At 57.9% G+C, this 18,213-nt stretch carries 16 protein-coding genes; 9 read left to right on the top strand and 7 right to left on the bottom strand.

Features of this window, described 5'->3' with window-relative positions; translation table 11 throughout:
* Positions 1-110 precede the first annotated feature (110 nt).
* Both BLW21_RS19875 and BLW21_RS19870 read left to right on the top strand, forming a co-directional pair.
* On the top strand, positions 111-854 hold the full coding sequence (locus BLW21_RS19875; protein ID WP_092743691.1) for a ParA family protein: 744 nt from the start codon (positions 111-113) through the stop codon (positions 852-854).
* A 13-nt stretch (positions 855-867) separates the two neighbouring features.
* The gene (locus BLW21_RS19870) at positions 868-1,377 is read left to right on the top strand and encodes a hypothetical protein (RefSeq protein WP_092743689.1); all 510 of its coding nucleotides are present in this window, start codon (positions 868-870) and stop codon (positions 1,375-1,377) included.
* Positions 1,378-1,601: 224 nt separating this feature from the next.
* On the opposite strand, the gene BLW21_RS19865 is transcribed toward BLW21_RS19870, so the two are convergent.
* The 5 genes from BLW21_RS19865 to BLW21_RS19840 all read right to left on the bottom strand — a co-directional run bounded on the left by BLW21_RS19865 (position 1,602) and on the right by BLW21_RS19840 (position 6,699).
* Positions 1,602-2,210, bottom strand: coding sequence for a Riean_0653 family protein (locus BLW21_RS19865; RefSeq protein ID WP_092743687.1), 609 nt, complete (start codon positions 2,208-2,210; stop codon positions 1,602-1,604).
* Positions 2,211-2,235: 25 nt separating this feature from the next.
* Entirely contained in the window at positions 2,236-3,069 is an 834-nt protein-coding gene (locus BLW21_RS19860) for a DNA/RNA non-specific endonuclease (protein ID WP_092743685.1), read from the bottom strand.
* 93 nt (positions 3,070-3,162) lie between these two features.
* Positions 3,163-4,509 (bottom strand): Y-family DNA polymerase, encoded by a 1,347-nt coding sequence (locus BLW21_RS19855; protein ID WP_092743683.1) that lies wholly within the window; start codon positions 4,507-4,509, stop codon positions 3,163-3,165.
* An 89-nt stretch (positions 4,510-4,598) separates the two neighbouring features.
* Positions 4,599-5,066, bottom strand: a complete 468-nt coding sequence (locus BLW21_RS19850) for a LexA family protein (RefSeq protein ID WP_092743681.1) — start codon at positions 5,064-5,066, stop codon at positions 4,599-4,601.
* A gap of 628 nt (positions 5,067-5,694) precedes the next feature.
* Positions 5,695-6,699, bottom strand: coding sequence for a replication initiation protein (locus BLW21_RS19840; RefSeq protein ID WP_092743677.1), 1,005 nt, complete (start codon positions 6,697-6,699; stop codon positions 5,695-5,697).
* A gap of 1,935 nt (positions 6,700-8,634) precedes the next feature.
* Here BLW21_RS19840 and mobV point away from each other — a divergent pair.
* Positions 8,635-9,654, top strand: a complete 1,020-nt coding sequence (gene mobV / locus BLW21_RS19830; RefSeq protein WP_092743673.1) for a MobV family relaxase — start codon at positions 8,635-8,637, stop codon at positions 9,652-9,654.
* 866 nt (positions 9,655-10,520) lie between these two features.
* The gene (locus BLW21_RS19825) at positions 10,521-11,090 is read left to right on the top strand and encodes a recombinase family protein (protein WP_092743671.1); all 570 of its coding nucleotides are present in this window, start codon (positions 10,521-10,523) and stop codon (positions 11,088-11,090) included.
* Positions 11,091-11,118: 28 nt separating this feature from the next.
* On the opposite strand, the gene BLW21_RS19820 is transcribed toward BLW21_RS19825, so the two are convergent.
* On the bottom strand, positions 11,119-14,139 hold the full coding sequence (locus BLW21_RS19820; protein WP_092743669.1) for a Tn3 family transposase: 3,021 nt from the start codon (positions 14,137-14,139) through the stop codon (positions 11,119-11,121).
* A 78-nt stretch (positions 14,140-14,217) separates the two neighbouring features.
* Between BLW21_RS19820 and BLW21_RS19815 the strand changes: the two genes are divergently transcribed.
* The 5 genes from BLW21_RS19815 to arsB all read left to right on the top strand — a co-directional run bounded on the left by BLW21_RS19815 (position 14,218) and on the right by arsB (position 17,558).
* Complete coding sequence (locus BLW21_RS19815; protein WP_092743667.1) at positions 14,218-14,568, top strand: ArsR/SmtB family transcription factor; 351 nt, start codon at positions 14,218-14,220, stop codon at positions 14,566-14,568.
* A gap of 28 nt (positions 14,569-14,596) precedes the next feature.
* The gene (locus BLW21_RS19810; protein ID WP_092743665.1) at positions 14,597-15,055 is read left to right on the top strand and encodes a DUF6428 family protein; all 459 of its coding nucleotides are present in this window, start codon (positions 14,597-14,599) and stop codon (positions 15,053-15,055) included.
* Positions 15,056-15,120: 65 nt separating this feature from the next.
* Positions 15,121-15,894 carry a metallophosphoesterase family protein gene (locus BLW21_RS19805; protein ID WP_092743663.1) on the top strand — a complete coding sequence of 258 codons (774 nt, stop codon included), beginning with the start codon at positions 15,121-15,123 and terminating at the stop codon, positions 15,892-15,894.
* Between the two features lie 27 nt (positions 15,895-15,921).
* Positions 15,922-16,416 carry a GNAT family N-acetyltransferase gene (locus tag BLW21_RS19800; RefSeq protein ID WP_092743661.1) on the top strand — a complete coding sequence of 165 codons (495 nt, stop codon included), beginning with the start codon at positions 15,922-15,924 and terminating at the stop codon, positions 16,414-16,416.
* Positions 16,417-16,427: 11 nt separating this feature from the next.
* Positions 16,428-17,558, top strand: a complete 1,131-nt coding sequence (gene arsB, locus BLW21_RS19795; RefSeq protein WP_317040247.1) for an ACR3 family arsenite efflux transporter — start codon at positions 16,428-16,430, stop codon at positions 17,556-17,558.
* Positions 17,559-17,946: 388 nt separating this feature from the next.
* Here the strand turns inward: arsB and BLW21_RS19790 are convergent.
* On the bottom strand, positions 17,947-18,213 hold a 267-nt coding region (locus BLW21_RS19790; RefSeq protein WP_217633895.1), incomplete at its 5' end, for a hypothetical protein.

Here is an 18,213-nt window from a genome sequence, read left to right as displayed (position 1 = left end):
AACCCTGTTTTCAAGCAATTCCATTGCGGTAATACCGGTAACATCAGTAATATTTGTAACATCAACACGATAAGTAACACGGGTAATACTTTTATGCATACTTTAGCTCCATGAGTAAGATCCTAGCATTTACAAACCAAAAGGGCGGGGTTGGCAAAACCACTTCTACCGCTAATGTCGGCGCTGGTCTGGCCCGGGCCGGCCAGCGGGTGCTGCTGGTGGACTTGGACCCCCAGGCCAACCTGACAAAAGGCCTTGGCCTGAGCGATGCCGAGCAAAACGTCTACGGTGCCTTATTGGGGGAATATCCCCTCAAGGCCTATTCACTGCATAAGAACCTGGCGCTGGTAGCCGGGTCGTCAGCCTTGTCCGGCTTTGAAAAGGTAAAGGGCGATGAACTGGATCGGGAGTTTCTGCTCAAGGACCTGCTTGAACCCCTGCGGGACCGGTGCGACTTTATCCTGCTCGACTGCCCGCCAGCGCTCGGCCTGGTCACCTTGAACGCCTATGCGTGCGCCCAGGCACTCTACATTCCGTTGGAGGCCCAGCTATACGCTACCGATGGGCTGGAGAAGGTGCTGGACCTGGTAGGCCGTGTGCAGCGCCGGCTTAACCCAGACATGAAAGTAGGGGGAGTCTTCTTCACCAGACATGACAAGCGCAAGGTGTTGCGGCGAGATACAGCTGAGCAACTACGGGTTCAGTATCCGGACCTGGTGCTTGACACTGTTATTCGGGAAAGCATTGCTTTAGGGGAGGCGCCACACCTGGGCAAAGACATCTTCTCCTACGCTCCACAGAGTGCCGGCGCCGCCGACTATCAGGCATTGGTAGCTGAAATCCTTACTCGTTAATCCCCTATTCCCAATGGCTAAGACTTTCAAAAACCTGCCGAATTCCAGTGAAGTTAAGGCCAGCAAGCCCACTTCAGAACGTGACTTTTTCGACCTCAGTGATGATACATCATTGGTAGAAAAGCCTGCTACAAGACAGCAGAAGGGTAATAACATAGGTAACACTGTTAACTCAAATAATATTGGTAACACTAATAACACCGGTAATAAAAAGAGGGGCACGGAGCGTGCCGCTGCTGTTGCTCCAGAATCCAGTGGTGACAATGAGGTCATGTCTTCTCCTGGTGTACGGCAGACATTCGTTCTGAGTCCAGGGCATCTGGAAAGGCTGCGAGATTACGTGCACGTGCGCCGGGTGGAGGGGGAGTACAACTACTCACAGAGGCAAGCGTTGCAAGAGGCGTTGGACTTGCTTTTTGCCACGGTAGGTTCAGTGCCTCCCCGTCCCGACAAGGTGCGCGAGCAGCAGTTGCAACATGGTCAGCGCATTCGTCAAGGGCGGCAGACCGGCAATAGCGAGTGAACAGATCTGTTTCCCTGAGCTCAAGCAAGGAGAGTGCAGTTTCAAAGCCAAAAGGCCACCCCTGCAGGGGTGGCCTTTTGACTTTAGGACTGTCTTATGCAGCTAGCGGGTGAATATCAATCGAGTCCGGAGAGAGCAGTACGGACGCCGCCCATGTGCCACATTCAGGCAGAAAGGGCAACAATTGAAAGTGGGGAAATGGAAAAAACAGCTAACAGGGCGGCTTAGTAGCTTATATCAAACCGACCCTGCGTAATGGTGATGAGCGTGGCGTCGCGCTGGCCCGTAAACTCGAAGGTGCCGGCCACGACCCGCGCCACGGTATCGAAGCGCGAAATCACCAGCTGGCCCTGGCCCTGAGCCGTGCCGGTGGGGTAGTATCCGATGGGGCTGGTCGAGTAGTCGGAGAACAAGCCGTAGCGGCCCTGCTCAGACGGGAAGGGCCGCGTAACGGCTTGGTCGAGGGCAAAGGTGCCGGGAGCCAGCACCGAGGGCAGGAAGAAGGAAATGTTGGAGTCGGGGTAGGGGTAATATTTTTCGCTGCCTTCCGGGGCCTGGCGCGTGAGCGAGAGCGACACTTCAAAGCCGCGGCCACTGCCGGTCGTGCGAAAGACGTGGGCCCGCATGGCCTGGGGGCCGAACAGATTGGCGGAGAGGGCCCGCCAGACCGTGCCGTTTACCATGGCCCCCGCTTTATTCAAGCCGGTTTCGGTAACAGGGGGGAGCACTTCGCGGGGCGGGGACGAGGGCTTGCCGCAGCTCGAAAGGGCGAGGCCCAGCAGGGCCAGGGGCAGGCTGGCGCGGTAGAGCCGGGCCAGGGGAGGGGTTTGCATAAGGTGAGGCAATAAGGAGGCTAAACTACTGCGTTGGCCCGCTATCCACGCCGGTCTCTAGCACTTGCTGCACCGCTATGGGCACGGCGGACAGCAGGTCGAGGCCCGTGGCGGCTTCAATGGCGTCAACGCTGACACGGTATTGACCCCAGTTGGTGTTGGTGGAGTTGTCGTTGGGCGTATCGATAGCGATGACGCGGGTGCTGCTGGTGAGGCGGGTGGCATCATTTTCCCCATTAGGCAGGACGACGACCACTTTCCAGAGGCGGGCGGGGACGGTGACGCGGCCCTGGTCGAGCGTAGTTTGGAACCCGTTGGAGCCGGTACCGCCCTTTCCGTAGCCCCCGCAGATAACGTAAACCTCGTTGCCGGCGCTGAGGAAGGTGCGGGTGTAGTCTTCGAGGTTAGCCCACGTCTGCTGGTTATTGCGCGGGGCCTGGGGCACCATGTTGCTCATCAGGAAGGTGGCCGAGTTGTTGGCTACGGTATTGGTGCGGTCGGCTGAGGGACACTGGTGGCCGCGGTCGAAACCTGAGCCCGTGTAGCTGGTGGCGCTGACCTGGTACCAGCCGGCGGGCAGGGTATTGTCGGCCCGGAAGTCGTCCTGGCGGGCAGCGGAGCCGCGCCAGGTGGCGTCGAGGTGCCAGCTGACCCAGGTAGGGATGCCCCGGTCGCGGTGGTAGCTAAGCGCGTATTGCGACTTGCTGAGTAGGTAGTTGGTGGGCTGGTTGATGTCGGCGGTGGCGCCGCTGGGGTTACCCAGGATCAGGTGCTCGGTCAGCGGGGTTGCCGGAGTCTGGGCCGGGGTGGGATCTTCGGTAGTAGAGCAGGCGGCGCTGGTAAAGGCCAGGGCTGCCACGAGAGCGTAACGGGAAACGTGCGTGCATGGCGTAAAGTTAATGGGCTTGCCTGGGAGCTGCTGCAGGCTTCAGCTTGTCTTTTACTGAGGCAATTAGCTAACCATCAGTAAGTCTTCCAGCCGGGTGGTATAGGCGGGGCTGCGGTGCTCGGCACGGCCGAGCCAGGGCGCGGCGGGCTGGCCGGGAGCAGCCGGCGGGGCCACGCTGGCGGCAGGGCGCACGGTGCCACGGCCAAACTGGCGGTTGAGGGAATCGAGGCTGTGCATGAGCTGCCGGGCGCGGGCGTCGGATTCGGGGGTAGCTGCGAGTCGGCCGGTTGCCGGAGCGGCGGGGGCAAACAGGCTGAGTTGCTGGCCACGGTCGGGCGGTTCGAGGCCGTCAAGTACGACTCCGGCTTTGACGTAGCGGCGGCCGGGCTCGTAGAGCTTCCCCAGCATCCGCCGCCCATAGGCCAGCAGCCGAAGCGTATCGGCAGTGGGGCCGCCGGGTAGGGTAAGAGTAGTGGAGCGGGTGTAGGGCGGGGGGATACGGGTATCGTGGCGGTCCTGGCTGAGAAAGACGGTGAGGATATGGGCCTGGTCGCCCTGGTCGCGCAGCTTCTCAGCGGCTCGACTCAGGTACGTGCTCACGGCCCCCCACAGGTCGTCGAAGCAAGTCAGGCGCTGGCCGAAGGAGCGCGAGCAGCTGATGCTCTGACGGGCGAGGGTGCCGTCTTCAGAAGGGTTCAGGTTCTGGCAAGGTTGACCGCGCAACTCCTGCACCAGCCGCCAGCCGACCACGCCGCCCAGGTATTTACGGGTCCAGGCTTCGGATACCTGACTCAGATCCCAGGCCGTGCGCAGCCCGTGGGTATACAGCCTGGCTGCATACTGGCGACCTATCCCCCAGACGTCCTCCACGGGCAGGGCACGCAGGGCCCGTTCACGGCGGGTTTCAGTATCGAGACGCAGGATGCCCTGCAACTCGGGATACTTCTTGGCCAGGCGGTTGGCCACCTTGGCCAGCGTTTTGGTGGGGGCCATGCCCACGCAGGTCGGGATGCCGGTACAGCGCAGGACGTCTTGCCGGATGCGCCGGGCCCGGACGTCGAGCGTGCCGCAGAACGTGGTCAGGCCGTGCAGGTCGAGGAAGGCCTCATCGATGCTGTAGACTTCAACGGCCGGCACCTGGTCGGCCAGGCGAGCCATGACGCGGCGGCTCATGTCGCCGTAGAGGGGGTAGTTGGAGCTAAGCACGTGGCCCTGGTGGCGCCGCAGCACCTCGCGCACCTCGAAGAAGGGAGCCCCCATGGCAATGCCGAGCTGTTTGGCTTCAGCGGAGCGGCTGACGACGTTGCCATCGTTATTGGACAGCACCACGACGGGGCGCCCTTCGAGGCGGGGCTGGAAGACCCGCTCGCAGGAGACGTAGAAGTTGTTACCGTCGACGAGACCGTACATGGGTGGTGAGCTAGTAGCTGACAGCTGCTGGCTGTTAGCTCTCATTCTGGGGAGGCTTGAGCTGGAGTTATCAGCTCAAGCTTGAAAAATCAGTCGCGGCTGCGGAGCAAGGCGGTGAGCTTGCCGGGAATGAGCTCGTGGACGACGTGGGTGACGACACCCCATATTCGTAGGTTCTCGGGTTCCGTAATGGGGTAATCGGGGTAGGCGGGGTTTTCGGCCTGTAGCCACCAGTTGGAACCACGGCGTACGAGGCGCTTGACGGTGCATTCACCTTCGATCACGGCCACGACGATGTGGTTGTGGTCGGCCTCAATGTGCTTGTCAACGGCCAGCAGGTCGCCGGCGTGAATTTCTGCCCCCTGCATGCTCTCACCGGATACTCGGATCAGGTAAGTAGCCTCCGGATGGCGGAAGAGCAAGCGGTTAAGGTCGAAAAGCTCTTCCAACTCATCGGAGGCCGGGGAGGGGAAGCCGCAGGGTACCAGCGAGGCATAAACCGGCAGCCAGAGCGTGGTAGTGGGCGTACCCACGTCGATTAATTCGATGGTAGTCATAGCGCAAAGATGGCTGAGCCAGTTACACAATACTACTAAATAATTTAGTATAACTTTCTTCTTTAATCAAACTTCCTACTGCTCTCCGATTGTTATTTGGGTAGTAAGATGGATGTAAGTATTACGAGATACTCTTCTTTGATACAGCAAAAAAGCTAAAATCGATAGTATGAACGAAAGAGAAAATAGTGCGACCCTCTTACCGACGAGCCAATGCCTACGAAAAAAGCAGTTGATAAGGCAAAAGCAGTTAGTAATACTCATAATACCGGTAACTATGGTAATATGGGTAACATTGGTATACCCGATAGCGATAGATTAGGGTCGTCATCTGACGTTACTGCTGCTCCGGAGCCCGAAAGCGTGTGCCAAACCTTCGTATTGAGTTGTGGCCACTTGGAGCAGTTACGGGATTACGTCCATGCCCGACGCGCGCAAGGTGACTATACCTACTCTCAGAAGCAAGCGCTGACGGAAGCACTGGACTTGCTGTTTGCTGGTGCAGCTCCCGCTCCACCTCGTCCTGCTCAAACCCGTGCACAAGAGCAGGAACGCCGGCAACGCATCCAACTGGGACGACAGGTAGAGAGCAGGCGCTAACATCTCATTTTCCGTCCTTGCAATTATGCTACCTCTCTGGCTGGCTCACATGCTTTTTTTGTCCTGCTAGGCCGTGCATTTTAAGAAAGAGTCCTCCCGGATTGCTGGTGGCTTTAATTTTACCCGTTTTAACCTTATAGACAAACGCGAATAGCTTTTCCAACAGCTTCTCGGTCGAGAGAATGTGTTTGACCAGTGTCGGGTCTATGATTTCCAAATCTTCGAGATTGTTACGTGCCCTTAGCATGCGGGCATCATCTGGGCTGAGTTCAAATGGAATGGGTAGTTGCTCGGGTTCCTGCTTGACCACGTAAAAGCGGATGTTCTGATAGGAGCGCCCAACCTTGCCCAACTTGTAGGAAATTGTAAATTCGGTGTGCTCATTAATTTGTTTAACGGCAATATCCAGTACGTTTTTCCTCAAATGAGATATCTGAGTGTATTGTTCAGCCTCCTTGCCCGCTGGGTCCTTCAGGCTTAGCATGTATTTGAAGTTGTCAAATGAATAGATTTTCGTTTCGCCAATGTCCTTCCATTGCGAGACTAACTCATAAATACGCTTTGCATACTTACTGGTCAAATTGAGCACAGCTTGCAGTTGGAAGCTCGTGAAGTTGCTCTTTAAATCGATGAGGTAGGGACGCAGCTTCTCCGAAATCTCAAGTTCAATGACGCCGTGGTGATTAATGTACTCGGCTGAAGCTAGCATCCCTACCTTAAGCCAAGACCCTTCCCCCTCGTCGATATGGTAGCTACGTCCAACCAACGCCTCGACTGCTGGTCCCAGTCGGCTGTAATTCCACTCCCTGCCCGTGAGTTGCTCAAGTTCGTGAACTCTTAAGCGGTACATAGTACCCGGTTTGTCATTTTTATTTAGGCGTGAGAGTAAGGCGAACATGATATCCATCTCCAGTGAGGTCATGTCGTACCGGGCCGTGGTGAGAGCATTGTGCTGCCTAATTTCACCCGAACTGGGCTGCGGCAGTTTTGTAACTGATGATGATACACGGATGGAACCAGATTTAATAGGCATAGTCAGAGGGAAAGCAAGGTTATCCAAATATAATAAACAGCCATGAACTAACAGCTAATTATTGTTTCCTGTTAGTTCACGGACATAGCCTGTTAGTTTAACGGACATAACCTGTTAGTTCACGGACATAACCTGTTAGTTCACGGACATAACCTGTTAGTTCACGGACATAACCTGTTAGTTGAAGGCCCTATTAGTCTCACTTTTATGCTGTTATGTCTTCTGCAAATAGGGTAAATAAAAAAAATATCAACAAGATTGTTGATACCAAAAAAAAAGCATTTAAAAAGGTAAGTTTATACTAGGTGGTATAGGGAAAACAACAAAAAAAGGCGTTAAAATAGTACAAAATAATGATTTGCACTTTAATACTATTTATTAGTACTTAATTGATATGGTAGTTTGCATAAGTAGCTTAAACCAATGATTGGTGTTCCTTACCCTTCTCAGAAGTTCTCAAACTCAACTAACAAATCTTCCCAAAAGTCAGTTTGGGCCCTAAAATGACAGATAATGCTTATTAATTTAACATAAACATTAAAAAATTTAACTTTAATCATACAGCGCTTTGTAAGATGGCAATGAATTAACAGGTTTTGTACGTATATACGAACAAGAAATAACTGAAAAACCTGCTTAAGCTCTGCTTTATCATTGAGGCCAACTTTGCGAAGGACGTTCTATAGACTCTGTGCGTATATACGTACAAAACCTGTTAATTACATGTACATCTAGTTTGCAAGATTCTATCTTTAAGATAGTTAAGGAAATATCTCTTTTTAAGTACACATAATATATTGATACCTCAAGTACCTGCATCAGGTGGTAACCAAGGCCATCGCAGAATCTCTGCGATAGAATCTTAGGCTTAACCAAACCAACTGATACCAGGCCTCCTATGAGAACAATTTTTGAGTAGGAGTAGCCAGATGAGATAGTTCGCCTGTAGGTTGGTATTGAACTGCTATAGGTAGGCCAAATCGGATTAAAGCATCGGCTGGATAGCTCGAGTCGAAATCTGGTTGGCCAGTATGAAGTGGTTAGGAGCGAGGGGGCAAATAGGAAGGTTCGTCCGGCATGGAGACCTTTATTAGACGAGCGAGTAGAAGGAGATCTTGGAGATAGAATGGAATGGTCGTGTTAAAGGGATCTATCGAAGGCCAGGAGCTCGCTCAACTAGCACCTTAATATTCGGCTTAGTCGTCTGGAGCAGTGGTGGCCAGGGTGAATGACGAGCGGCTGACTAGGCTCCCCGTAATGGCGCAGACAGTAAAGTGAACTAGCTAACAAAATGATTGACCTTTAGAAAAAGGGCGTGGCGATGTAAAAATCCATTTGTACTTTGCGCATATGATAGGGAATTGCTTAAACTGCGGGATAGAGTTCCAAGCCAAGCGCAAAACGAAAGAGTTCTGTGGGACGACGTGCCGGGTTGCGCATTGGGAAAAGAACAACGCCAGCGATTTAATCGGGAAAGCGACGACAGCACGGGAACGTCATATGGTTGAGCTTACCCGAAAAGCGACCACCTATTCTTGGGGGTTGCTCCATCATTTGGAAGCGCTTGGAATTGGGAGAGAGCGTTTAGGCGAGCTGTATTTTAGCCGGCTAAATGAGCTGACTGACCTAGTGATGGATGGGGTAGTCCAGGAGGTTTCCAAGCGAATGGACCAAGAAGAAAACCGCAAAAAGAAGGCAGCGGAAAAGAAAAAGAAGACAGTGGGGGAATCTCCTAGCAAAGGGTAGTTAGCGTTGGGGAACTATATAGGTAGCGTTATTCAAGCGTTGTGTACTCACTACACAACGATAATCCAACGCTAACGAGTTAGCGTTGGATTATCGTTGTTACGTTCGTCCCTGACGACTATTTTAATTCTAGTCTTATGACTGCGGCCAGCTGCACCCATTTTCTTCTCCACTGCCTTCTTTACCCCAATGGCCTACATCATCCTGCGCACCGCAAAACAGAAAACAAAAGGCAACATCGCCAGTCTAGGCCAACACCTTCAACGGACTCGGGACACCCCAAATGCGGACCCCGATCTGACCCACCAGAACGAAATTCTGCGCGGTAGTGCTGACCTCTTGGCCGACGTAGATAGCCGTCTGGCAGAGCTGGAGAAGGTAAATGGCAAGCCGAAAAAAAATGCCGTATTGTGCATTGAACATTTGATTGCGGTTAGTCCTGAGTTTTTAAATTTTTTCAAGGAGGATGGAAATTATAGCCCACGGTCCACGGCGGAAACCACGTCCTGGCTCTTGCCCGTAAGCCAGGTGGATGAGGACCGCCTGAACGGGTTTATAGACCACACGCTGGCCTGGCTGGACAAGACGTATGGGCGAGAGAACGTGGTGAACGTGCAGCTGCACTTGGACGAGTCTAGCCCCCATTTTCACGCCACGGTGGTCCCAGTGGACGAGCGGGGCAGGCTGAATTGCCGGGCTTTTTTGGGCGGCCGAGAAAAAATGCGTGATATGCAAACCAACATAGCCGAGGAAATGGCTCCGCTCGGGCTCATTCGCGGGGTTGAGGGAAGTAAGGCCCGCCACCAGGACGTAAAGCGCTTTTACGAGCTGGCCAAGGAGCTAGGCATGGGCACAGCACACGAAGTGGTGCAAGCCCGGCTGCAGGCCAGCGAGAAAGACCGTCAGAAAGACCCCAATCCGCCCCTTAGTGCGATTATCCACTACCACAACGAGGAAGTGGGCGTCAAAATGGTTAAAGAGCTTAGAAAGCTCGATTTGCGTATCCTAGGTATTGACCCCGAGCAGCACACAGTAAAGGTCGAATACAGCACAGAAAGTCGGGAAATAGACAAAATCCACACTTATTTCGGGCTTATCAAGGAGAGTGATAACCACATCGAGGAAAGCGGAGCGCATTTCCGCCAGCGTGGCACTCGGGCGATGGAACTGGAGCTGTCTCGCGAGCAAGGGCTGAGCATTGGGGAATGATTTTAGCGTTCAGCAGTGATTATGCCCCAATTGTTAACTTTGGGTGTCCCGTTTCATAGACGAGAAGTTAGGGTGTACCAGCACCCGCTTCAGAGCCCCCGGTTGTTCCACCAGCCGGGGGCTCTTTGTATACATCACCCACTTCTGAACTATGGCGCCTCGGGCAGCTCAAGCAATGAAAAAGATAACCAAAAAGCGTCTTCGGATCGTTGGCATCGGAAGGAAACCGGCTACTGACGTGTGTTCGAATGCTCGTTCCTTACAACCTTTTCAACACCCCATATTCGCCTCAGAAGCCGAGTATGACCAATCCGTTGAAAGCGTCGTGGCTCGCATCAGAAGCGGGCAGGTAAAGGCTCGAATCCTCGACTTGTAGCTGCTGGGGTCGCACAATAGTAGGAACGGAAAACAACGCTAGTGCATCCTGAGCCATTGGTACATCTCAGAAAACGTACTCTAATCCTCATGTCAAATGCTATGAGCGGAAAACAGTGCGTTTTGCGGCGGAAGAAGCCAATGCTCTTTCCGTAGGTCGAGGGTTAGGTGGTTCGTTGGGATACAAGTGGAAGTGTAACCGGAATGCCGCCAACTAAGGAAGATGGTACGACAAACTAGGGGTAGTACAATAGTAGGAACAGAAATTCCCGCTAAGAGTATATGGTATACTTAATACTAAGCGGGTCGATTCGGAAAAGCAGGCCGCCGGGCCTTCAACATTCACCCGGCGTAGGTACTGAAAAAAGTGTTCGAAAAACCCTCACCAAAACTGGCCCTTAAAACGCCCTTCTCAGGGCATACAAGGCCTGTGCTGATTCCATTCGAGAAACAGTAGTTTTGCGAATGAGCTTTCCAGCACTCACCCTTTGATGAGGGCCGCGATTTACGCCCGCGTCAGCACCAAGGACAAGGGGCAGACCAACGAAAACCAATTGCGCGAGCTGCGCGACTTCGCCCAGCGGCTGGGCTACTCCATTTACAAAGAGTACACGGACCAGGAAAGCGGCGGCAACGCCGAGCGGCCCCAATTCCAGCAGCTCTTCGCTGATGCGCACCAGCGGCGCTTTGACGTGGTGCTGTTCTGGGCCCTGGACCGCTTTAGCCGCGAGGGCGTGACCGAAACGCTGAATCACCTACAACGACTTACAGCGGCGGGGGTGCAGTTCAAGTCCTTCACCGAGCAATACCTGGACAGCACGGGCTTGTTCCGGGATGCCATCATCGGCTTTCTGGCCGCCATCGCCAAGCAGGAGCGGGTGCGATTCTCGGAGCGCATCAAAACCGGGCAGGCCCGCAGCAGCAAGAAGCCGGGCCGCCCCGCCCTGGCCCCCGAGGTGATTGCCGAACTACGCCGGCTGCGGAGCACCGGCCTGAGCTTTAAAAAGATTCAGGCGGCTACCGGCATCCCCGTGGCAACGATGCACAAATACCTGGTATAACGGCTCCGCTCGGGGGCTGCCAGCCGCTTTATTCCACGGGCGCAAACCGCTCCTGCCAGTTTTCGGGGTTGCGCAACGGGCGCAGCTCGCCGGCCGCAATCCTCTCGGGGAGCGTAAAATCGTAGCGTCCCAGCATATTGACGTGTTCGTGCAGCAAAGGCGACAGGCGGGCTACGTCATCGGGTGCCAGCGGTCCTTCCGTTGCCGGCCACTGTGCTAAGGCTTGCTGTAAATACCGCGTGTTCCATAGCACGAGCGCATTCACGACCAGTCCTAACGCGCCTAATTGGTCTTCCATGCCCTCGCGGTAGCGTTGGCGCAGCTCGCCCTTCTTGCCGTGAAAGACGGCGCGGGCCAGCGCGTGGCGGCCTTCGCCCCGGTTGAGCTGCACTAGGATGCGCCGGCGGTAGGCCTCGTCGTGGACGTAGGCCAGCAGGTAGAGGGTTTTCTCCACCCGGCCTAATTCGGCCACGGCCCGCCCCAGGCCCGAGAGCGAACCGCCACGTTGCAGCGTGCGCATGACGGCGGTGGCTTTGACCTTGCCCAGTTTGAGTGAGCCGGCCAGCCGCAGCATATCGTCCCAGTGCTCGGCGATGAGCCGGGCATTGATGACGTGGCGGCCTAGCTCGTCGAGCGGCCCGTAGTCATCCTCTTTTTGGAGGCGCCAGAACCGCTGGTCCGGCAAGTCGGCCAAGCGGGGACTGAAGCGGAAGCCCAGCAAGGAAAAGAGCCCGAATACCACTTCACTGAAGCCGTGCGTATCGGCCATGATTTCGCGCGGGTCCAGGCTGGTTTGCTGTTCCAGCAGCCCGGCCAGGATGAAGAGCGAGTCGCGCAGGGTACCGGGAATCACGATGCCGTGGAAACCCGAGAACTGGTTACTGGTGAAGTTGTAATAGGTAACCCCGCGTTGGGAGGCAAAATACTTGCTATTCCAGCCCGCGTAAATGGTGCGCACGGGCACCACGAAGCGCATCCCATCGGCCGACGCGACTTCCCCACCGCCCCAGGCCTGCGCCAGGGGCAGCTGCGCCTGGCCGTCCACCAGCCGGGCATTGGCCACTGTCAGGGTTTCGGCCCGCACGTAGTTTTGCTGTACCCACGAGAGGCGCGGCAGCGTCAGGGCCGGCACTTCGGCCCGGGCTACGGTTTTGAGGCCGATGTTGCAGGCCTGGGCCAGCAGCACGGCGCAGATGCTCAGTGGCAGGTCCGTGGCGGCCGTTTGCCCATCGGCCACGTGGGTGAAGGCGCTGGCAAAGCCGGTGAAGGCCTCCACTTCCAGCAGCAGCGCGGCCAACTCGACCGGGGGCAGCTGCCCGGCCAGCTGCTCGCGCAAGTGCGTCAGGCTGGCCGGTTCTTCCCGGGCGGCCAGAGGCGTCAGGGTGATGTAAGGCAGGCCGCCTTCGTCTAGCAGCTGCAAGGCCGTATTCTGGGCCAGGTTGGCACTCACTTCGGTGTAGGCCGCGTGCAGCTGCTCTTGCAGCCGGGCCAGTTCCACGGCCGGGTCGGTGGAGCGGTCCAGGGCCCGGGCCACCGAATCCCGCGCCGCCTCCCAAACCTCGCCCCGGAGCAGCTCGGCCCGCGGGTCGCCGTAGCGCTCACTGCTCGGCACGAAGACCTCGCGGCGGCGCAAGGCCTGGTGCAGCCGGTCGAGCACGCACAGGGTATAGGCCTGCGGATTTACCTCACCTTTGGCCGGAAACACCCGCCGCGCCCAACTTTTGGGAATAACTGCTGCGGGGGCAGCGGCCCACTTGAGCCGGCCCCGGCCGGGCTTTTCCTGCTCCTGTAAGAAGTGCCAGGCATCGAGCAGGGAATTGGCCGACGGGGAGCCGTCGAATACCAGGCCACTGAGCAACGCGGGCAAAAAGCGGCGGACGGTGGCATAGCTGCCGGCCAGCACCTGGAGCATCGGGTCGTCCTCGCTGCTGGCCAATTCCTGCACGGCGTCCGCGGCTTCCCGGAGCGCCGTTTCGCCGAGGGTGCCGAGTACTCGCTGCCGCAGGGCTGCATCAGGCACTGATTCATCCAGCAGGATACGCACGGCCTGCTGCAACAGTAGCGCGGCTTGGTCCAGGTCTTTGAGCGAGCGTAGCCGCTCGCGCCGGCGTTTGGCTTCCCCACGAAGCGCCAGCGCGCTCATCAGCCCGTCGAACAACTCCAAAATGTCGTCGGTGGCCGTGCGTTCCAGCGCCTGTACGAAGGCCAGTAGCGTGGCCAAGCGGCGCTCCTGCCCCATGCGCAAGAGCGGCTGGGCCCAGGCCAGCTGCGCGTGCCGGGCCATGCGCGCCAGCCGGGCCTCCGGCAGGTCGCGCAGGGACACATCGCTGACCCCGAGGGTCCGCACCTGGTCCAGGCGTCGGAGCGCGGCCACCAGCGCGGGCGCGGAAACCCGGGTGGGGGACGTGCGCAGCACTTCCAAGGGCGTGAGTCGCTCCCCGGGCAACGCGACTAGCAGGGCCTCCAGCGCCTGCTGTTGCGGCGCGTTGAGCCGGGCAACGACTTGACGGTAGAGGTGGCGGCCGGTGCGCTCGCGCACCCGCGCAATCAGGCGGGCCAGCACCGTGACGCCGGGCAGCACCACGCGTAGGGTGACCAAGTGCGCGGTGGCCAGGTCAAACAAGACACTGGGGCGCACCGTGCTGGTGGCCACCTGCGCGTAAAGCCAGCGCGTGAGCCGAAAGGCCTGCGCGGCCTCGAAGGGGGCGTAACCCAGATAAGCCACCACCCCCGGCTGGTGTTCGTACCAGGTACTGACGCGCTTGCCGTAGGCCGCCCACTCGGCGGGCGCCACATGGAGCTGCGCGGCCAGCGCCTCCACCACGACGGCCGGCACGTGGGTGGGGTCGGGCAGAAAGGTGCCCAAAAAGCGCAGCGTGCAGAGCTGCACGGCACAGCCGAGCTGATTGGGCCGCCGTCGCCGCCGCGCAATGAACACCAGGTCATCGGAGCTCAAATAAAAGAAGCGGGCCAACTGCTCCGGGGTGGGGTCAGCCTGATAGCGGCCGTAGCGGGCAGCCTGCTCGTCGCTGAGAAATTCTACCGGCATACAGAGAAGAAAAAACGGTGGGACGTAAACATACGTCATTGTATGTCGTATATTTGCGACATACTTTACTGTTTCCCGATGACCTACGCCAAAACCGCCGCCTTCACGGCCAACCAGCAGCAGCTCGCCCGCGTGGCCAAAGCCCTGGCCCACCCGGCGCGGGTGGCCATTATTCAGCTGCTGGCCAGCAAGCAAACCTGCATCTCGGGCGACATTGCCGCCGAACTGCCGCTCTCGCGCACCACCGTTTCCCAACACTTGCAGGAGCTGAAGACGCTGGACCTGATTCGCGGCGAAATCGATGGCCTCACGGTCTGCTACTGCCTCAATACCGACCTGCTACTGCAAGTGCAGCAGCAGTTCACCGCCTTTTTCATCGAGGCCACGTCCGGCGCGGCCTGCGGGCCGGCCGATGCCTGCGCCTGCTAATTTGTTTCCCATCCTAATCCTCCAAACCATGAACATTTCCGAGATGAAGCAGTCCCTGGCGGGGCTGGACGCCGTGAATTTCCGCTTGCCCACGGGCGAGTACCTGCCCGCGCACTTCCACGTCACGGAGGTGGGCCTGGTGAGCAAGCACTTTATCGACTGCGGCGGCGTCGAGCGCAAGGAAACCGTGGCTAACTTCCAGCTCTGGGAAGCCGGCGACTACGACCACCGCCTGGCCCCGCAAAAATTCCTGCACATCCTGAACCTGTCGGAGAAGATTCTGGGCAACGAGGATTTAGCCATCGAGGTGGAATACCAGCAGGAAACTATCGGCAAGTTTGGCTTGACGTTCGACGGCACCGACTTCGTGCTGACGCCCAAGCAGACCGCTTGCCTAGCACAAGACGCCTGCGGCATCCCCAATGCCGCCTTCGCCCTGCCTCAACTGCAAGTGGCCAGCTGCACACCGGGCGGCGGGTGCTGCTAAGGCCTTCCACGGCGTAACCCTGCGGTTGCGCCGTTTTGCTTTACATCCTTCCTTCTCTCATTCTGATGACGATTGCCTTCTTTTCCGACGTGCACGGCAACCTGCCGGCGCTGCAAGCGGTGCTGGCCGACCTGGAGCAGCGCCGGCCGGACATGATTTTCTGCCTGGGCGACCTGGTGGGCTACGCGCCCTGGCCGAACGAAGTGGTGAATGAGGTGCGGCGGCGGGGCATCCCGACGCTGGCCGGCAACTACGACCAGGGCATTGGCCTGGCCAGCTCGGATTGCGGCTGCGCTTACCAGACGGACGTAGATAAGGGCCTGGGCGCGCAAAGCATCGCCTACACCAATTCCGTCGTGGGCGGCGACGAGCGGCGCTACCTGCGCCTGCTGCCCAAGCACATGCGCCTGGACTTTCAGGAAGAACCCTGCACGCTCAGCCTGCTCATGGTCCACGGCTCGCCGCGCCGCATCAACCAGTACCTGTTTGAGGACTTCCCGGAAGGCAGCTTTTTACGCCTGTTGGAAGGGGCTGGGGCGGATATTCTGCTCTTTGGGCACACCCACAAGCCCTATCATCGCACCATTCCCTACCAGCACGAGGGCGAAACCCGCTACCGACACGCGCTCAATATTGGCTCCGTGGGCAAGCCCAAGGATGGCGACGCACGCGCCGCCTACCTGCTGTTGCACCTCGACCAGGATACTACCCTCACCGACGCCGACAGCGTCCGGTCGGAGTTGGTGCGCGTGGCCTACGACGTAGAGCAAGCCGCGCGGGCGGTCGAGGCCTCGCCCTTGCCGAATGAGTATGCCGATATGTTGCGTAAGGCATACTAATAATCAGTAGTTTACTAATTACCAAGCATGACCTTCCAACCACTCACCGCCGCTCACTGGCCGGCCGTGCGCGCCATCTATGAGGCCGGCATGGCGACGGGCAACGCCACGTTTGAAACCCAAGCGCCCACCTGGCAAACGTGGGATAAAGGACATTTGGCGCATAGCCGCCTCGTGGCCCTGGCCGCCGACGGGACGGTGCTGGGCTGGGCGGCGCTCTCGCCCGTCTCGGGCCGCTGCGTGTACGGCGGCGTGGCCGAAACCAGCATTTACGTCGCCGTCGAGGCGCGGGGGCAAGGGGTGGGCCGGCAACTGCTCCAGACGCTGATTCAGGAATCCGAAGCGCAGGGCATCTGGACGCTACAGGCTGGCACCTTTGAGGAAAATACCGCCAGCATCGGCTTGCACACCCAAGCGGGGTTCCGCGTCGTCGGGCACCGAGAACGCATCGGCCAGCATCATGGCGTGTGGCGCAACACGGTGCTGCTGGAGCGGCGCAGTCCGACCGTGGGCGTCGCTTAATCTCTCTTCTTATGAATTTGCTTTCCCAGTCGCTGCCCATGCCGCCCCCTGCGGCGGCTCTCGCCCAAAAGAAGCTCTCCGGTCTCGACCGGGGGCTGACGCTCTGGATATTTCTGGCCATGGTGCTCGGCGTGGCTCTAGGCTACTTCGTGCCCGGCATTAACCGGGCGGTGAACTACTTCTCCGTGGGCACGGTGAACGTGCCGCTGGCCCTGGGGCTCATTTTGATGATGTACCCGCCGCTGGCCAAGGTCAAGTACGAGCAACTGCCCACGGTCTTTAAAAACACGCGTATTATCGGCCTGTCGCTATTTTTGAACTGGATACTCGGCCCGCTGCTCATGTTCTTGCTGGCCATCTGGCTACTTCCTGACAAGCCCGAGTATATGATGGGGTTGATTCTTATTGGCATTGCCCGCTGCATCGCCATGGTGCTGGTCTGGAACGACCTGGCCGACGGCAGCCGCGAATACGCGGCGGGGCTGGTGGCCCTGAATTCCATCTTTCAGGTGCTGTTCTACTCGGTGCTAGCCTGGCTGTTCATCACCGTGCTCCCCCCCTACTTCGGCCTGAAGGGCTACGCCGTGAACATTGGCATTGGGGACATTGCCCCAAGCGTGCTCATTTACCTCGGCATCCCCTTCGCGGCCGGCTTCCTCTCGCGCACCGTCCTGCGCCGCCTGAAAGGCGACGAGTGGTACGAGCGGGTCTATATCCCGGCCATTAGCCCCATTACCCTACTTGCGTTGCTGCTGACCATCGTGGTCATGTTCAGCTTGAAGGGCGAAACCATCGTGCAAGTGCCGCTGGATGTGCTGCGTATTGCCCTGCCGCTGGTCCTATACTTCGGCATCATGTTCGTGCTCAGCTTCGCGGCCGGCAAGTGGCTGGGGGCCGACTACGCCGAAAACGCCAGCATTGCCTTCACCGCCACCGGCAACAACTTCGAGCTAGCCATTGCCGTGGCCATCGGCGTGTTCGGCCTCAACTCGGGGCAAGCCTTTGCCGGCGTCATCGGGCCGCTGATTGAGGTGCCCGCGCTTATTGCGCTCGTAAACGTAGCCTTCTGGTTCCGCCGTCGCTGGTACGGAGGACAAGCAGTCGGCACCGTTTCCAAGCCGTCTCCCGCTGCCCACTCCTAGCCCGGCCGACGCGCCTCAACGCGCCAAAGAGGGGAGATAGCAGCCGCTTTAATAGTATTAAGTATATAATATATTCTTAGCGGGAATTTCTGTTCCTACTATTGTGCTACCCCAACTATGGAAGCAACTACTACTCTTTCCTTAGTTGCGGGGCTGTGCCACCTGCTTCTGATACTGCTGGGCTGTTCTGGTAGCTGGGAGTATTTATGAGGATAGTACCCCGCCGACAGCCCCACCCCCGGAGAGGCCAAAACCGGCACTATTCCGAGGTCAGGGGTATAACATTTTCTAAACGACCGTGGCTGTTTGTAAAGCGTTATGGATACCACGCAGCCTGTTTAAATCACCGTTTTCTTAAACTAAGCGCGGGCCTTCCCTTCTCGCGTCCTCATTCCTCGTGTCTGGCGGCCCGCGCGTCGCCCCGTGCGCCAGGTGGACCCACGCGCCACTCCCCCCACCCGCCGGGCGGGGCGGGGCGTTGCCAGTGCTCCCCCCCGTACCCAGGGTCGCCCTGGGTGCGGGCCTGCAGGTCGACCTGGTCATTGAACAGGCCGTAAAACAGGGGCTGGGTGGCTTCCTCCCGGCCCGGCAAGTACACTCCAAGCAGGGGCACCGCGGCCAGGTGAAAGGGCACGAAGCGGTGGCCAGGGTAGCA

It is taken from the genome of Hymenobacter psychrophilus, from assembly GCF_900107135.1.
GTDB classification, from domain to species: domain Bacteria; phylum Bacteroidota; class Bacteroidia; order Cytophagales; family Hymenobacteraceae; genus Hymenobacter; species Hymenobacter psychrophilus.
Note: the sequence above shows the minus strand (reverse complement) of the source record. Positions and strands in the feature narration are given on the sequence as shown.

Coding starts and splice junctions, on each gene's coding strand:
- mobV (WP_092743673.1), top strand. CDS start 8,635: ATGGCCTACATCATCCTGCGCACCGCAAAACAGAAAACAAAAGGCAAC.
- BLW21_RS19855 (WP_092743683.1), bottom strand. CDS start 4,509: ATGTACGGTCTCGTCGACGGTAACAACTTCTACGTCTCCTGCGAGCGG.
- BLW21_RS19825 (WP_092743671.1), top strand. CDS start 10,521: ATGAGGGCCGCGATTTACGCCCGCGTCAGCACCAAGGACAAGGGGCAG.
- BLW21_RS19810 (WP_092743665.1), top strand. CDS start 14,597: ATGAACATTTCCGAGATGAAGCAGTCCCTGGCGGGGCTGGACGCCGTG.
- BLW21_RS19800 (WP_092743661.1), top strand. CDS start 15,922: ATGACCTTCCAACCACTCACCGCCGCTCACTGGCCGGCCGTGCGCGCC.
- BLW21_RS19850 (WP_092743681.1), bottom strand. CDS start 5,066: ATGACTACCATCGAATTAATCGACGTGGGTACGCCCACTACCACGCTC.
- BLW21_RS19815 (WP_092743667.1), top strand. CDS start 14,218: ATGACCTACGCCAAAACCGCCGCCTTCACGGCCAACCAGCAGCAGCTC.
- BLW21_RS19865 (WP_092743687.1), bottom strand. CDS start 2,210: ATGCAAACCCCTCCCCTGGCCCGGCTCTACCGCGCCAGCCTGCCCCTG.
- BLW21_RS19805 (WP_092743663.1), top strand. CDS start 15,121: ATGACGATTGCCTTCTTTTCCGACGTGCACGGCAACCTGCCGGCGCTG.
- arsB (WP_317040247.1), top strand. CDS start 16,428: ATGAATTTGCTTTCCCAGTCGCTGCCCATGCCGCCCCCTGCGGCGGCT.
- BLW21_RS19875 (WP_092743691.1), top strand. CDS start 111: ATGAGTAAGATCCTAGCATTTACAAACCAAAAGGGCGGGGTTGGCAAA.
- BLW21_RS19820 (WP_092743669.1), bottom strand. CDS start 14,139: ATGCCGGTAGAATTTCTCAGCGACGAGCAGGCTGCCCGCTACGGCCGC.
- BLW21_RS19870 (WP_092743689.1), top strand. CDS start 868: ATGGCTAAGACTTTCAAAAACCTGCCGAATTCCAGTGAAGTTAAGGCC.
- BLW21_RS19840 (WP_092743677.1), bottom strand. CDS start 6,699: ATGCCTATTAAATCTGGTTCCATCCGTGTATCATCATCAGTTACAAAA.